General features: G+C 59.2%; 19 protein-coding genes. 11 read left to right on the top strand and 8 right to left on the bottom strand.

Annotated elements, in window-relative coordinates; genetic code table 11:
• Positions 1–3: 3 nt before the first annotated feature.
• The 5 genes from AC2FF7_RS01050 to AC2FF7_RS01030 all read right to left on the bottom strand — a co-directional run bounded on the left by AC2FF7_RS01050 (position 4) and on the right by AC2FF7_RS01030 (position 4091).
• Complete coding sequence (locus AC2FF7_RS01050; RefSeq protein ID WP_170353580.1) at positions 4–1458, bottom strand: efflux RND transporter periplasmic adaptor subunit; 1455 nt, start codon at positions 1456–1458, stop codon at positions 4–6.
• Positions 1459–1564: 106 nt separating this feature from the next.
• A complete protein-coding gene (gene moaB, locus AC2FF7_RS01045; protein ID WP_496905068.1) occupies positions 1565–2107 on the bottom strand; it encodes a molybdenum cofactor biosynthesis protein B in 543 nt (180 codons plus the stop codon).
• Positions 2108–2113: 6 nt separating this feature from the next.
• Positions 2114–2734 (bottom strand): LysE family translocator, encoded by a 621-nt coding sequence (locus tag AC2FF7_RS01040; protein WP_496905067.1) that lies wholly within the window; start codon positions 2732–2734, stop codon positions 2114–2116.
• Positions 2731–3330: a metallophosphoesterase family protein gene (locus AC2FF7_RS01035; RefSeq protein WP_480866790.1), complete on the bottom strand. Its 600-nt coding sequence runs from the start codon at positions 3328–3330 to the stop codon at positions 2731–2733. Before AC2FF7_RS01035 ends, AC2FF7_RS01040 begins: the two co-directional genes overlap by 4 nt.
• Complete coding sequence (locus AC2FF7_RS01030) at positions 3330–4091, bottom strand: uracil-DNA glycosylase (RefSeq protein WP_496905066.1); 762 nt, start codon at positions 4089–4091, stop codon at positions 3330–3332. The genes AC2FF7_RS01035 and AC2FF7_RS01030 overlap by 1 nt, the downstream gene beginning before the upstream one ends.
• A 73-nt stretch (positions 4092–4164) precedes the next feature.
• On the opposite strand from AC2FF7_RS01030, the gene AC2FF7_RS01025 reads away from it, so the two are divergent.
• The 10 genes from AC2FF7_RS01025 to AC2FF7_RS00980 all read left to right on the top strand — a co-directional run bounded on the left by AC2FF7_RS01025 (position 4165) and on the right by AC2FF7_RS00980 (position 10785).
• Positions 4165–4845, top strand: coding sequence for a scavenger receptor class F, member 2 (locus tag AC2FF7_RS01025; RefSeq protein ID WP_170751901.1), 681 nt, complete (start codon positions 4165–4167; stop codon positions 4843–4845).
• A gap of 59 nt (positions 4846–4904) precedes the next feature.
• Positions 4905–5840 carry an aspartate carbamoyltransferase catalytic subunit gene (locus AC2FF7_RS01020; protein WP_170751903.1) on the top strand — a complete coding sequence of 312 codons (936 nt, stop codon included), beginning with the start codon at positions 4905–4907 and terminating at the stop codon, positions 5838–5840.
• Positions 5837–6355: a hypothetical protein gene (locus tag AC2FF7_RS01015; protein ID WP_496905065.1), complete on the top strand. Its 519-nt coding sequence runs from the start codon at positions 5837–5839 to the stop codon at positions 6353–6355. Before AC2FF7_RS01020 ends, AC2FF7_RS01015 begins: the two co-directional genes overlap by 4 nt.
• Complete coding sequence (locus AC2FF7_RS01010) at positions 6340–6726, top strand: hypothetical protein (protein WP_496905064.1); 387 nt, start codon at positions 6340–6342, stop codon at positions 6724–6726. Before AC2FF7_RS01015 ends, AC2FF7_RS01010 begins: the two co-directional genes overlap by 16 nt.
• Positions 6723–7175, top strand: coding sequence for a hypothetical protein (locus AC2FF7_RS01005; RefSeq protein ID WP_480866783.1), 453 nt, complete (start codon positions 6723–6725; stop codon positions 7173–7175). Before AC2FF7_RS01010 ends, AC2FF7_RS01005 begins: the two co-directional genes overlap by 4 nt.
• The gene (pyrC, locus tag AC2FF7_RS01000; protein ID WP_496850204.1) at positions 7172–8452 is read left to right on the top strand and encodes a dihydroorotase; all 1281 of its coding nucleotides are present in this window, start codon (positions 7172–7174) and stop codon (positions 8450–8452) included. The genes AC2FF7_RS01005 and pyrC overlap by 4 nt, the downstream gene beginning before the upstream one ends.
• A complete protein-coding gene (gene plsY, locus AC2FF7_RS00995) occupies positions 8452–9057 on the top strand; it encodes a glycerol-3-phosphate 1-O-acyltransferase PlsY (protein WP_170353591.1) in 606 nt (201 codons plus the stop codon). Before pyrC ends, plsY begins: the two co-directional genes overlap by 1 nt.
• Positions 9054–9323: a hypothetical protein gene (locus AC2FF7_RS00990; RefSeq protein WP_496850206.1), complete on the top strand. Its 270-nt coding sequence runs from the start codon at positions 9054–9056 to the stop codon at positions 9321–9323. Before plsY ends, AC2FF7_RS00990 begins: the two co-directional genes overlap by 4 nt.
• 195 nt (positions 9324–9518) lie before the next feature.
• Entirely contained in the window at positions 9519–9995 is a 477-nt protein-coding gene (locus AC2FF7_RS00985) for a YHS domain-containing (seleno)protein (RefSeq protein ID WP_480866778.1), read from the top strand.
• Between the two features lie 256 nt (positions 9996–10251).
• Complete coding sequence (locus tag AC2FF7_RS00980; RefSeq protein WP_480866777.1) at positions 10252–10785, top strand: outer membrane protein; 534 nt, start codon at positions 10252–10254, stop codon at positions 10783–10785.
• Between the two features lie 48 nt (positions 10786–10833).
• Here the strand turns inward: AC2FF7_RS00980 and AC2FF7_RS00975 are convergent, their stop codons facing one another.
• Positions 10834–11817 carry a quinone oxidoreductase family protein gene (locus AC2FF7_RS00975; RefSeq protein ID WP_170353595.1) on the bottom strand — a complete coding sequence of 328 codons (984 nt, stop codon included), beginning with the start codon at positions 11815–11817 and terminating at the stop codon, positions 10834–10836.
• 193 nt (positions 11818–12010) lie between these two features.
• Here AC2FF7_RS00975 and AC2FF7_RS00970 point away from each other — a divergent pair, with 193 nt between their 5' ends.
• Positions 12011–12868: a DUF2189 domain-containing protein gene (locus AC2FF7_RS00970; protein WP_480866775.1), complete on the top strand. Its 858-nt coding sequence runs from the start codon at positions 12011–12013 to the stop codon at positions 12866–12868.
• Between the two features lie 15 nt (positions 12869–12883).
• Here the strand turns inward: AC2FF7_RS00970 and AC2FF7_RS00965 are convergent, their stop codons facing one another.
• Both AC2FF7_RS00965 and AC2FF7_RS00960 read right to left on the bottom strand, forming a co-directional pair.
• Entirely contained in the window at positions 12884–13870 is a 987-nt protein-coding gene (locus tag AC2FF7_RS00965) for an NAD(P)H-quinone oxidoreductase (protein WP_170751918.1), read from the bottom strand.
• Positions 13871–13925: 55 nt separating this feature from the next.
• On the bottom strand, positions 13926–14618 hold the full coding sequence (locus AC2FF7_RS00960) for a COQ9 family protein (protein ID WP_170751920.1): 693 nt from the start codon (positions 14616–14618) through the stop codon (positions 13926–13928).
• Between the last annotated feature and the right edge of the window lie 7 nt (positions 14619–14625).

Genomic DNA, 14625 nt, shown 5'->3' with positions numbered 1-14625 from the left:
CGGTTAACCTCCGGCCCGGTTTTCAATGCGACGCACCAGAGATGCCGGAACTTTCGCCTCGCTGAGCTGCCCCAGGACGCGGTCTTTCATATCCTTCGGCATCTTGTCGCTGGCCTCAACCTGCGCGACAAGCTGCGCGCGCTGCTCGTCCGACAGCTCGACCAAATCGGGTTCAGCCCCGGCATTGGCTTCGATCCGCAAGGGGCGGACACGAACACCAGCACCCAGCAACGGCGTGCGCCCGATGACAACCTCGCGGCCGTCCAGACCTTTACCCCGCAACAAAACCTCGTCTCCCTGACGACGGATCAGTTCGACCGGCAAAGCTTCGAGCCGGTCATCCGTGCCGAGCACCAGAACCGTGCCAACCGCATCCAGAACCGAAGATGGCAGCCGCACTACATTGTCCAATGGCTGTTCCTGCACGGTCACTGTCACGAAGTCACCGGGTTTGAAACCCGACGTGTTGTCCATCCGCGCATAAAGCAAGCGCCCCGTTTGCCCCTCGCCGGCTGATCCACTATCGCGGCTTATTCGACCAGTAGCGGACAGATCAGTGCCCGTGACCTCAAGCGAGACCGTGACAGGTGCGTTGATCAGATCGCCCTCGGCATCCAGCAAACGCACGAATTGCGCGGTCGAAACGCGGAACGCGACTTCAAGCGCATTCGGATCGACCAGTTCTGCCAGTTTTTCATTGGCGGATACCAAACGGCCTTCGACCAGCGTTACATCCGTCAATGTCCCGCCAAAACGGGCGCGGACGGTCATGTCCTCCAAATCACGTTCGGCGGCCTCAAGCGCGATACGGGCGCGTGACAATAAAGTTGTGGCTTGATCCACCCGCGACTCGGCCTGCGCCAAGGCGATCCGGCGGGCCAGAACGGCCTGCTGCGCTGCAGCTTCGGCCAATTCGGCTTCTTCTACCGATGCCGCGGCGCCAACACCCCGGCTTTGCAGGTCTTTTTGCCGTTGCATGGCACGCCCACGCAGCTCTGCCTGTGCCTCGGCCGAGTTCAACTCATCCTGAGCAAGCAACAAAGACCGCTCGGCGTCGCGTTCTTCGAATTGGGCATCCAGCAGATCTGACTTGGCCCGATCCAGCGCCGATTGCGCATCGGCGGGGTCCAGTTCGACCAAAACCTCGCCGGCACTAACGGAACCGCCATCCTCGAAGTCATCCGACAGAGACACTACGCGCCCGCCTAGTGCCGCGCGCAGTTCCAAGCGTCTGCGGCTTTGTACTTCACCAAATGCCTCGAGATAGGGTGTCACGGTTTCCAATTCGGCTGGACGAACCGTAACAGCAAAAATACGTTCACGCGCCTGCGGGGCCGCGTCTTCACGCGTCAACAAATCCTGAACCGCGCCCGCAATAATCTGGGCGGCCGCAAACAAGAGAGCCAGCGTCAAAGACGCTAGAAACACCCCGACAAGGCTTTGCCTCAGAAAACGCATATTGCACTTACCCCGGTTGCATCAGGCTACCTGCCGCAAAAGGTAGCTGTGCGGTCAAAAATGCCAAGCCACAAAGCGGTTATGAACAGTTGAACGTGCGACCAGTCTACTTCCGTCGCAGATGTTCGTCCAATCTTGGCATTATTTCCACGAAATTGCAGGGACGGTGGCGGTAGTCGAACTGCTTTTCAAGAATCGCGTCCCAAGCATCCTTGCAGGCGCCAGGGCTGCCGGGCAACGCGAACAGATAGGTGCCGCCGGCCACGCCCCCCGTGGCGCGGGATTGAACGGCCGAAGTGCCGATCTTCTCCATCGACACGATCGTGAACACTGTTCCGAAGGCTTCGATCTCTTTCTCATAGACGTCCCGATGCGCCTCGACCGATACATCGCGCCCGGTCAGACCAGTGCCACCGGTCGAGATCACAACGTCGATATCAGGATTGGCGACCCAATCGCGCAACTGATCAGCAATCTGAGCGCGCTCATCGCGGATGATCTTGCGGTCCGCCACCAAATGACCTGCCTTTTCGATTCGCTCCACCAGTGTCTGCCCCGAGCGGTCCTCGTCCAGCGAGCGGGTGTCCGAGACGGTCAGAACCGCGATCCGTACCGGAATGAAGTCTTTGTTTTCGTCGATGCGTGACATCTTGCGTCAAGCCCTTTCCATAATGGCAAGCCGGATGGCGAGGGCGGTGAAAATCCCTCCTGTCACCCAGCCCATGATACGCGAGGCGCGCGGGTTCGAGATCAGAACCTTGCCCGCGCCACCGGCAAACACCCCGACCAGCCCATTCACCACGAACCCACCCAGCGCGATCACCACGCCAAAGATCAGGAATTGCGGTAGGATCGGGCCAAGGGCCGGATTTACGAATTGCGGGATAAAGGCCAGCACGAACAGAATGACCTTGGGATTGGTCAGGTTCACCACCATGCCATCCCTGAAAGCGTGATGTGCGGGTCTGGCGGGTGTGTCTGCAGATATAGCCCCGTTTCGGATCGCGCCCCAGGCCAGATACAGCAGATAGGCCACGCCCATCCAGCGGATCACGTCAAACAGCCACGGCAGCGCCGCCACCGCAGCCCCCAGCCCCAGCCCGGCCAGAAGAACATGCACCATCAGCCCGACCGAGACGCCAACGCTGGCCACCAAGGCCGGTTTAGACCCCGATTTCAGACCCTGCCCGAAACAGAACATCATATCCGCGCCCGGCGTGAAGTTCAGCGCCAAAGCCGCCGGTATGAAAGCCAGTAAGGTGACAGTTTCAATCATGCCGCACCCTCAAACCAATTCACGCGCGGCCCTAGATTGGCGATCTGAGTGCGTCCCAGCGTACCGCGATATCCCCAACTGTCGTGGATATGCCCGTGCAACGACAACTGTGGCTGTAGCCGCTCAATAGCGTCACGCACGGCGGTAGATCCTACCGCATCACCGGTCGACGTCACATCTCCATAGCCTTTGGGCGGAGAATGCGCGATCAGGATGTCAGTCCCATCGCAGCGGTCCAGCAGCTCGGTCGCCTCGGCCTCCGTCAGGTCGCAGGACCAGTCTCCGAACGGTGTGAGCGGCACGCCGTAACCCAGACCGAACAGGCGCAGGCCGTCTATCGTCATGCCCGAGCCGTGCAGGACATGGACACCCTGCGGCGCGGCTTGTGTTAACTCCTCGGCGCTTTCGGCATTGCCGGGTACCAAAACCAAAGGCGAGGCGATGCTGGACAGCATCTCCATCGCTTCGTCCAAACCTTGCCGCATCTTGCAGAAATCCCCGGCGCCAATCACAAAATCAGCTTCTGCGCTAGCTGTAACCAGTTGGTTGGCGTGGTTGCGGGACATATGCAGGTCAGAAAAGGCCAGAATGCGCATTACTTGCCCTCCAACCGGGCTTTCAGCTCCAGCAAATCGGCCCAGGCTTGCCGTTTGGCCTGTGGCTGGCGCAGCAGATAGGCGGGGTGGAACATATGGATCACCGGTAGGTTCATCGCCTGATCCCAGTGACCGCGCAGTCGGGTTATACCGCGTTTGCCCAGCACCGCCTGACAGCTGATATTGCCCATGACCACCAGAACCTCGGGCTTGGCCAAGGCCACGTGCCGTTCCAAAAACGGCTTCATCATCCCGATCTCTTCGGGCTTGGGATCCCGGTTTTGCGGAGGCCGCCATGGCAGCACATTGGTAATGTAGACGTTCTTGTGACGATCCAGATCAATCGCGGCTAACATCCGGTCCAATAACTGACCCGCGCGGCCGACAAAGGGTTTACCTTCGCGATCTTCCTCGCGACCCGGAGCCTCGCCGATGATCATCACTCGCGCCCCCGGCGTGCCATCGGCAAACACCAACTGCCGCGCACCGCGTTTCAGCTCGCAATGGTCAAACGCCTCCATGGTCGCGCGCAATTGATCCAGCGATCCCGCGCCTTGAGCCGCACCCTTGGCCACCGCAGCCGGATCGACCTGTTTGGGTTTGTCCGGCGCCGCCTGTGCCACGGGTTTCTTGGCCTTGGGTCCAGTGTCGGGCAACGCGTAGCGGTCTATCGGCGCATCCCCGATAGACTCGGTCGCGCCCAGTTCGATCTGCCAGTCCAAAAGGGCCCGCGCCGTGTGATAATCCAAAGCCGATTCCATGCCTCACAATCTAACCAGCTTTTGACCGAGGGAAAGCGAATAGCACTTGATCGACCCGGCAACCGGGCAGACCATGGCACTATTCATGCCGAGCCTTATTCGATTCTTTCTGGTCATCTTGCTGCTGATCCCCGTCAGTACCTCTGGCTTTGCGCAGGTGAACGACCGTTTCGGCGTTCAGAACCGAGGCATCCAAGATCGCAACGGCTTCCAACAGCGCAACCGTATCCAGAACCAATGCCGCGCGGGGCAACTCAGATGTGGACGGAATTGCTGCCCCGTTGGACAGCGCTGCAGTTTTGACGGAAACTGCATCCCGCCCGGTGGCACCTATTGCGGCGGCGGCTTTTCCTGCGGTCCATTTGAACGCTGCGTCGGCAATCGCAGATGTGCCCCAAAGGGCGAAAACAAGTGCCGGTCCAGTCTGGACTGCCCCAGCGGCACCGCCTGCAACGGGCGTGGCGAATGCGAAGCGATCCAGCTGGAATTCACTCTGCCCCGGCCAAAATGCGACGATGGCCGCACCTGCGCCAGCGGCACAAGCTGCCTGCCCGGCGGTGGATGCACCCGCCCCGGCTGGTTCCTGTGCGAAGAGACCGGATCACAATGTCGGCAGGGTTTCAAATGCTCGACCAATCAGGGCTGCGTCCCGGTCAAAGCGGTCGATTGCGGCAATGCCAAATGGTGCAGACCCGGCGAGCGATGCCTGCCCGAAGGCGGATGTGAGAAACTGCCCGAAGGCTCTGAACCATAGGTTGCTTTAGCCCCCACAGGTTTCTATAAGCGGCTCGATTGTCAGACAGGAGCCCGCCCATGCGTTTCGCCCATCGTCACCTTCTTGGCATCGAGCATCTGTCGCAGTCCGATATCACCGCCATTCTGGATCTGGCCGAAAAGTATGTCGACCTGAACCGCCAATCGACCAAGCATTCCGACGTGCTGTCGGGGCTGACGCAGATCAACATGTTCTTTGAGAACTCGACCCGCACACAGGCCAGCTTTGAGCTGGCAGGCAAACGGCTTGGCGCGGATGTGATGAACATGGCGATGCAGGCCAGCTCGATCAAAAAGGGAGAAACCCTGATCGACACGGCGATGACGCTGAATGCGATGCACCCCGATCTGCTGGTGGTGCGGCACCCGCATTCCGGCGCGGTGGACCTGCTGGCGCAAAAGGTGAATTGCGCCGTGCTGAATGCGGGCGACGGCAAGCACGAACACCCCACGCAGGCGCTGCTGGACGCGTTGACCATCCGCCGCGCCAAGGGTCGTTTGCACCGTCTGAACATCGCGATTTGCGGGGACGTAGCGCATTCGCGTGTGGCACGGTCGAACCTGATCCTGCTGGGTAAGATGGAAAACCGTATCCGCCTGATCGGCCCGCCGACGTTGGTGCCCTCGACCTTTGCCGAGTTCGGGGCCGAGATCTACGACGACATGAACGAGGGCCTTCAAGACGTCGACGTCGTCATGATGCTGCGCCTTCAGAAAGAGCGGATGGATGGCGGGTTCATCCCCTCGGAGCGCGAATATTACCACCGCTACGGGTTGGATGCGGCGAAACTGGCGCTGGCCAAGCCCGACGCGATCGTCATGCATCCCGGCCCGATGAACCGCGGCGTGGAAATCGACGGCACGCTGGCCGATGACATCAACCGATCCGTCATTCAGGAACAGGTGGAGATGGGCGTCGCCGTCCGCATGGCCGCGATGGAACTACTAGCCCGCAACCTGCGCGAGGCCGCATGAGCGACCTGACCGTTGCCCCCCATGAACGCGGTGTGATCCGCCTGTTCACGCTGGACATGCGCCCCGAAGAGGCCAAGTTCCTGCGCGAACCCGGTGCCGCCGATCAGGTTCTTGGGGTCGATGGTCTGGATATCGGGCAGATCGATATCTTTCCGGTCTCGGACCTCGAAGACCTCGGGCTCTATGGATATTTGCATGAAGGCGGCGGTGTGTCCGAGGATCAGCTAAACCGCGCAATGCTGGATGCTATCGAAGGCTGGGTTATGGCCGTCCGCAGCGCAGCTTTTCGCGGCCAAGCCGCGACACTGAACCCCGACCCACGGGTACGCCTGTTGGGCCTTTTCACCGAGGAAGCAACAAACTGGACCGGCGGCGTGCTCGAGACCGAAAGCGCCAAGCCCTTCTCGGCGCCCCAGAACCCCGTAGAAAACAACGCACCGCGCCGCATCGGGTCCGCGATCCTGGCGGTGATCGCACTGCTTATTGTCGGAGGCACCCTTTGGCTGATCCTATAGTCTTCACGCCGCATCGAAATGCCTATATCCAGACCAACCTGACCCTTGCTGCCATCGCGATGGCCGGGGCGATGATCGTGTTGTGGCTGGTCGGAAACCCTTATGTCTGGACCGGCGCGCCTGCGGGTCTGGCCGCCATCGGGTTTCGCGCGTGGTATCTGGCCTCGGAAGAGCTGACAAACACGTGGGAGACGTCGGACACCACCCTCACCGGCCCCGGCCCACGCACTATTGCCCTGGACCAGATCGAGGCCGTCAACACGATGGGCAGCTTCGTGCAGGTCGTCACCAAAAGCGGCGACAAGCACCTGATCAAGTACCAAGCCGACCCCGCCGCCACCAAAGCAGCCATCGAAAGGGCCATGGGATGAGCGACGACTGGTGGCGCAAGAAAATACCCGACACTGAACAGGTGCTTTGGCATGGGCGGCCTTACCAGGGGTACTTTCCTCCGCGCCTGAGATGGGCATATGGCATTCTAATTGCCTGCCTTGCGCTCGGTTGGATTGCCAGCCCTTGGCTCGCGGAGACTTTGCGCGACTATTGGAAGCTTATTGGATGCACGCTGCTGCTGGCGTTTTTCATGTGGTGGGAACGGTTAATCCGCATGCGGCGCGTCTATGTTGTGACCAATCGCAACGCCTGGTGGATCAGCGAGATATTTAGAGCAAAATCCTTGTCCATTAATCCCGACCTGAAATTCTATCGCAACGGACACAACATCGTGTTTTCGCAACTGCGTTTCCTGGTATTCGAATACCTCCCCGCCCCTGACACCGCCATGGAAGCCCTGACCAAAGCCCGAGAGGCCCAGACATGACCGCCCAGATTTTCACCAATGCCCGACTGATCGACCCCGAGGCGGGAACGGACGCCCTCGGTTGGCTTCTGATTGCAGACGGTAAGATAAAAGACCACGGCAAAGGCGCAGCCCCTACAACGGACGCGCAGATGATCGATTGCGGCAGACAGTGCCTCGCCCCCGGCATCGTGGATATCGGCGTCAAGGTCTGCGAGCCAGGCGAACGGCATAAAGAAAGCTATAAATCTGCAGGTCTGGCCGCCGCTGCCGGAGGTGTGACCACCATCGTCACCCGACCTGACACCAGCCCAGCGATCGACACGCCGGAAACACTTGAATTCGTTACCCGCCGCGCACAAGCAGATGCGCCGGTGAATGTTCTGCCAATGGCAGCGCTGACCAAAGGGCGCGAGGGTCGCGAGATGACCGAGATCGGCTTTCTGCAAGACGCAGGCGCCGTGGCCTTCACCGATTGCGACCACATGATCGCCAACACCAAGGTATTTTCCCGTGCTCTGACCTATGCGAAATCCTGCGGGGCACTGGTGATTGCGCATCCGCAGGAGCCCGGCCTCAGCGCCGGAGCGGCCGCTACCAGCGGCAAGTTCGCCTCGCTGCGTGGTTTACCTGCCGTTTCGCCCATGGCTGAGCGCATGGGTTTGGACCGTGATATCGCCCTGCTGGAAATGACCCGGGCCAAATACCATGCCGATCAGATCACTACCGCCCGCGCCCTGCCCGCGCTGGAACGCGCCAAACGCAACGGGTTGGACATCACCGCAGGCACATCGATCCACCACCTGACGCTGAACGAGTTGGACGTGGCCGACTATCGCACCTTCTTCAAGGTGAAACCGCCTCTGCGGTCCGAGGATGACCGGCAGGCGGTAATCGAGGCGGTGCGGACCGGACTGATTGATACAATCAGTTCCATGCACACGCCGCAGGACGAAGAAAGTAAACGTCTGCCTTTTGAAGAAGCGGCCTCGGGGGCGGTTGCACTGGAAACGCTGTTGCCTGCCGCACTGCGCCTTTACCATGCCGAACAGCTTGATCTTCCGACCCTGTTCCGGGCGATGGCTTTGAACCCGGCAAAACGGCTGGGGTTGGACAGTGGGCGTCTGGCCCCGGGCGCACCCGCCGATTTGGTCCTGTTCGACCCGGATGTGCCTTTTGTGCTGGATCGTTTCAGCCTGAAATCGAAATCGCAGAACACACCGTTTGACGGCCAGCGCATGCAGGGTAAGGTCACCGCAACCTACGTCGCAGGTCAAGAAATCTACCGGAGACCCTGATGCCCCCGTTCGACAGTTCCATGGCCCAACTTATCCTCTGGGCTGCAGTGGGTTACCTGATGGGGTCTATCCCTTTTGGTATGATTGTCGCCAAAGTCATGGGGCTCGGCAACCTGCGCAATATCGGATCGGGCAATATTGGCGCCACAAACGTGCTGCGCACCGGGAACAAGCGCGCCGCCGCGCTGACGCTGATATTTGACGCCGCAAAAGGCGCAATGGCCGTCCTGCTGGCCCGGATCGTGGCTGGCGAAGACGCTGCACAAATCGCTGCGCTGGCCGCCTTTTTGGGTCACTGCTTTCCAGTGTGGCTTGGCTTCAAGGGCGGCAAAGGTGTTGCAACCTTCCTTGGGCTATGGCTGATGCTGGACTGGCGGGTCGGCGTTGCCTGTTGCCTGACATGGCTGTTTGCCGCAGCAGTCTGGCGAATCTCGTCTTTGGCAGCGCTGAGCGCTGCCGCGATGTCGACGATATGGGTGATGTTTCTGACCAATGGCACGGCGTTTGGATTGGGTGTGGCCCTGACCTTGCTGGTCTACTGGCGCCACGGGGCAAATATCGCCCGCATCCGGGCCGGAACGGAACCCAAAATCGGAAAGTCTTGACCGCGCTGGCGCCGTTCCTGGCGGCGATTTTTCGCATCCCGCTTGGAACGTCAACTGGGCGCAGCCACGGGCGTCGCTATGTCGTGAGCCGAACCGCGCTGGCAGGCGGCAAGTCCATAAAGCTGGTAGCACACGAGCTTGGCGGGACCGATTACATCAGCCTGAACCTGTACATGACGGCAAATAGTGGTGCATTGCTGCGCTCGTGTGAGATGCCGGCTGATAAAGTGATTGAATTCGTTGTTGGTTTTGCGCCCGATTCCTAAGCTCTACTCTGCATAATTGCACAAAACCTATTCTATTACGCACAATCACAATTGATTGTTTTGAACGTGATCACAGCATTACCCACTTCGGTGTCGTGACGGCCAATTACCGACCGCACGGAACAAAATCGAAAGGGCCACTCAGGCACAATTCAGGGTGTCGTCCGGTGGCTCAATTCACGAAAGGTGAAAACCATGAACAAGATCAAATCCCTCATCGGCGGCGTTGCGCTGTCTGTTGCAGTTGCAAGCACGGCGATGGCCGCAGGCGTTGACCTGAACGCAAGCTCGACCGGTCTGGCGCTGCAGGGTTATGACCCAGTTGCCTATTTCACCGTTGGCGAAGCCACCAAGGGCGACTACCGCATCACCACGCTGCACAATGACGCTCTGTACCGCTTTGCAAACGAAGAAAACAAAGTCGCGTTTGAAGAAAACCCCGAAGCGTACCTGCCCGCATATGGCGGCTACTGCGCATTCGGCACCGCGATGGGTTTCAAGTTTGACGGCGACCCGAACTACTGGAAAATTGTTGACAACAAGCTGTACCTGAACCTGTCGGCCGACATTCAGGAACGCTGGGAAGGCGACATCCCGGGCTTTAACGAGCGTGCGGACGCCAACTGGAAAGACATTGCCGACAAAACTCCGGCAGAACTGCAGGCGCAATAATCCGCCTACGCACTCCAACACAACGGCGGCAGAGCATTCTGCCGCCGTTTTTCTTTTGTTTTCAATTCACTCGCACACTTTCCCTAACCGCCTCTGCTTCGGATTGTCCGGAATGCCCGTGCTGCGGATGCCCGCGTCGACCTCGCGCTTTAACTCGTGAATGATCCAGCCTCTCGCCCAAACGTATTCAAGTATGTGAGCGCACGATCATCCGTGGGTCGGCACAAAAAACCAATTTGAGGGAAAGGAACACAATATGAATAAACGTCTTTTAGCAGCAACAGGCATTGCATTTCTGGCCGCAGGATCCGCTGTTGCGCAGTCTTCTGGCAACTGGACGGGCTTCTACGGCGGTCTGCAGGTTGGTTATGCCGATATCGACACCAACGTCTCTGGCATCGACGGAGACGGCGCGATCGGCGGCATCATTCTGGGTTATGATTACGATCTGGGGGATTGGGTCGTAGGTGGCGGCTTCGACTATGACTGGACCGATGTTGATCTGGGTGGCGCGGCCACGGTCGAGGATGTCTGGCGCATCAAGGCCCGTGCGGGCTACAAGGTCACGTCAGTGGGTTTGCTTTATGGCATCGGCGGATATGCCGAGGCTGGTACCGACAATCTGAGCAGCGATAATGGTTGGTTTATCGGTGCTGGTTACGAACAAATCGTGGCACCCAACGTCAGCATTGGCGGTGAAATCCTGTATCACGAGTTCAACGATTTCAATTCATCCGGCGTTGATGTTGACGCCACGACCTTTCAGGCCCGTGCGGCCTATCGGTTTTGATTTAACGCCTCCAAAAACGGTCCCGGCACAGGTCGGGACCTTGCCAGACTACAGCTCCAAGACCGTACTTCCTGTCGTCTGACGGGCTTCAAGCGCGCGGTGGGCGTCGGCGACCTGTTCAAGCGGAAAGCGCTGGTCGATGTGGATTTTCACCTCATTCCCCTGCACCTTGTTGAACAGGCGCCGCGCCATGGCCTGACAGACGGCGTGATCAGCGGTGTGAGTAAACAAAGTCGGTCGCGTGATCTTGAGCGAGCCTTTCTTGGCCAGAATGGCTATATCCATCAACGGTACCGGCCCCGAAGCATTGCCGAAGGAAATCATCATACCCAGTGGTTTCAGGCATTCCAAAGACCCGGCAAATGTCTGCGCACCAATCGAATCCATCACCGCATCGACGCCCTTGCCACCTGTGATCTCGGCGACCCGCTCGGCAAAATTCTCGGTCCGGTAATTGATGCAATGTGTCGCCCCGTTGAACTGAGCCAGACTGCATTTTTCATCCGTTCCAGCCGTACCGATCAGCTTGATCCCCTCGGATTTGGCCCATTGGCACGCAATCAGCCCGACACCACCGGCGGCGGCGTGGAACAGAACGGTGTCACCTCGTTTCAGCGGGGTCGTGCGGTGAAACAAATACTCGACAGTCATCCCTTTAAGCATCATGGCCGCAGCCGCATCAAACGAGATATCATCAGGCAAAGGGCAAACCTGTGCGGCCGGCATCACGCGCGCCTCGCAATAAGCACCAGAGGGGTTAGCCGCGTAGGCTGCGCGTTGGCCCGGTTGCAGATGGGTGACGCCTTCGCCCACCGCTTCGATCACCCCAGACGCCTCCATTCCCAATGCGTGCGGCAAGTCCATCGGATAGAGGCCCGTCCGCTGATAGACATCAATGAAGTTCAACCCACAGGCTTGATGACGAATGCGAACTTCGCCCGGTCCAGGATCGCCTATCGGACGGTCTTCGATCTTCAGAACCTCGGGGCCGCCGTGTTCGTGAATGACGACGGTACGTGCCGTTTGCTGCATACTCACCTCCTGTAACCTGGGGCCAAGCTAACACGCCTGCGATCCAGAGCAATCGGCACAAGCAGGTCCAAGGCGACCCAAACGCAAAAAATTATGCTATACTGGTGCTTGAGCGTTGCCGGCTGGTCCGGCCAAAGGCAACTCGTACCGGATCATCTCTGCGGCGCTGATAGGCAAATGCGAGGGGATGACGATGGTCAGGACGATAGGAAATCCGATCAGCTGGGCGGCCCAAACGCTGGGAGCCACCAGTGATCATGTTGCAGAGAGCGTCACCGGAATTGGTGGCGCTGGGACACCCAAAATGCCCAAGGTTCAGACGCTGAGTTTTAGTGACCTCTGGGCGTGTCTGCGAGCGGGCTCGGAAGACTTTATGGAAACCCGCGCAGATGCGGTCTTCGTTGTATTGATCTACCCTCTGGCGGGCTTGCTGATGTTCGGGTTCGGCCTGAACCGAAATATGATACCTTTACTGGCCCCCCTGATCGCAGGTTTCGCATTGATCGGGCCTGTGGCGGCCGTCGGTCTTTATGAAATCAGCCGAAAACGCGAGCAAGGGGCCGAAGCCCATTGGCTGGATGCACTTGGTGTATTCCGGTCACCCTCGTTCGGGGCCATTTTGACACTGGGCTTCTATCTGGTGGCGCTTTTGCTGATCTGGTTGATGGTCGCGCAGAGCATTTATGTTCAGACATTGGGTCCTGATCTGCCGACCTCGTTCAGCACCTTCTTAACCCAGGTTTTCACAACAAAGGCAGGCTGGGTCATGATCCTGTCTGGCATCTTGGTCGGGTTCTTCTTCGCCCTTGTCGCATTGGCCACAAGCGTGATCAGCTTCCCCCTGCTTCTTGACCGCAAAGTCGGGGTGCCGCTCGCCGTAGTGACATCGGTTCGCGTTCTGCGGCACAACCCATCGGTCATCCTGACCTGGGGTCTGGTTGTGTCCAGTGCGTTGATACTGGGCGCGATCCCGATGTTACTGGGGTTGATTGTTGTCATTCCGGTTCTGGGCCACGCCACATGGCACCTGTATCGCTGCGCCGTGACCTGAACCGGAAGACGGTGCCTAGCCGCCGATCTTAAGAACGATCTTGCCGATATGACCCGAGCTTTCCATCCGCGCGTGGGCCGCTGAGGCCTCGGCCATGTCAAACTCGCTGTCCATCACCGGGGCAATCTTGCCCGAATCCAGTAGCGGCCAGACCGCCTCGCGCAGGTCTTGGGCGATTTTGGCCTTGGCCAGATCGGATTGCGGACGCAAGGTGCTACCGGTCAGGGTCAAGCGTTTCACCATCATCATGGCAAAGTTCAGCTCGACCTTGGGGCCCTGCAGGAAGGCGATTTGAACCAGCCGCCCATCCTCGGCCAGAGCTTTGACGTTGCGCGGGATATAGTCACCGCCCACCATATCGAGGATCAGGTTCGCCCCGCCCTCGGCCCGCATGGTGGATACGAAATCCTCATCCCGGTAATTAATCGCCTTCTCGGCCCCCAGTTTCTCGCAAGCGGCGCATTTCTCGGCCGATCCGGCAGTGGCAAAGACCCGTGCGCCGAACGCATTTGCAAGCTGGATCGCCGTTGTTCCGATCCCGCTGGAGCCGCCGTGAACCAAAAATCGCTCGCCCGCTTTCAGACCGCCGCGTGTGAAGACATTGGACCAGACGGTAAAGAAGGTCTCGGGCAGACACGCGGCCTCTTTCAGGCCCATCCCCTCTGGCACCGGCAAGCAATGGGCAGCGGGCGTGGCAACGTATTCGGCATAGCCGCCGCCGGGCAACAAGGCGCAAACCTGGTCACCAACTGAAAGCCCTCGAACGCCGGAACCTAGGGCCACGACCTCACCCGATGCCTCAAGCCCCGGCAGATCGCTGGCACCCGGAGGAGGATCATACGCACCCGCCCGCTGCAGCGCATCCGGACGGTTTACCCCGGCATAGGCCACCTTTAGCACCACCTGACCCGCAGCAGGTTCAGGCACGGATCGGTCCGTTATCTGCAGAACCTCGGGCCCGCCGGGTTTGGTGATTTCTACAGCGCGCATTGTCTGGGTCATGGGCAATTCTCCTTTGCCCAATGCCTAACAGGCGAAAACGGAAAGGCCCAGACGCTTACTTGCGCGGGTTCAGCATTCCCGGCAGATCAGCCCGCATCTTCATCGGAGCTTTAACCTGACCTGCCAACCAATTCGGCACCGCAAGAAAGGGCTTGAACAGTGGGTTGCCATTGACCTGCGCCTTGAGCTTTTCGAACTGCATGACGTTGTCGATGCGGCGGTCCAGAAACTCCCACGTTCTCTGTTGGTCAGGCGAATCATCCCCCAGCCAGAACAGCACGGTCGAGGAATAGACCCCCGACAACGTCGCCCGCTTGGTGTACCAGTTCACATCGTCCGATGTATCGCCAAGCGTGTCCCAGATCAGATCGCAGGTCTGCCACATCGCCTTGGCCCCATCAGCCGCGTGCATCGGCAAAGAAAACAACGTCATCCCACGACGCACAAGTTCCTTGTCCTCTACCGCCTGAAGACGGAACCGGACAGCAGCAGCGATCCGGTCACGGAATTTCAGATCGCTCAGATCTTCGGTTTTCAGACGCTCTGCCATCGCCGCGTCCCCGCGGGCATGAAAAGCCAGGGCCATATCAACCGCACCACGAGGACAGATCGACCGTGCCAACGTTTCATCAATACCGCAGTCACTGATGGCCATGCGAAAGCTGGTTTCCGACCAGCCATCAAACGGCACATGGGCCAGCATAGCGTCCAAAAGCTGGGTTTTGGCGTCTTCGTAGGATATGGTCATGGCGGTT

The organism is Ruegeria sp. YTSC325, assembly GCF_059609525.1.
The sequence above is the reverse complement of the archived record's forward strand: the minus strand, read 5'-3'. Positions and strand labels throughout refer to the sequence as shown.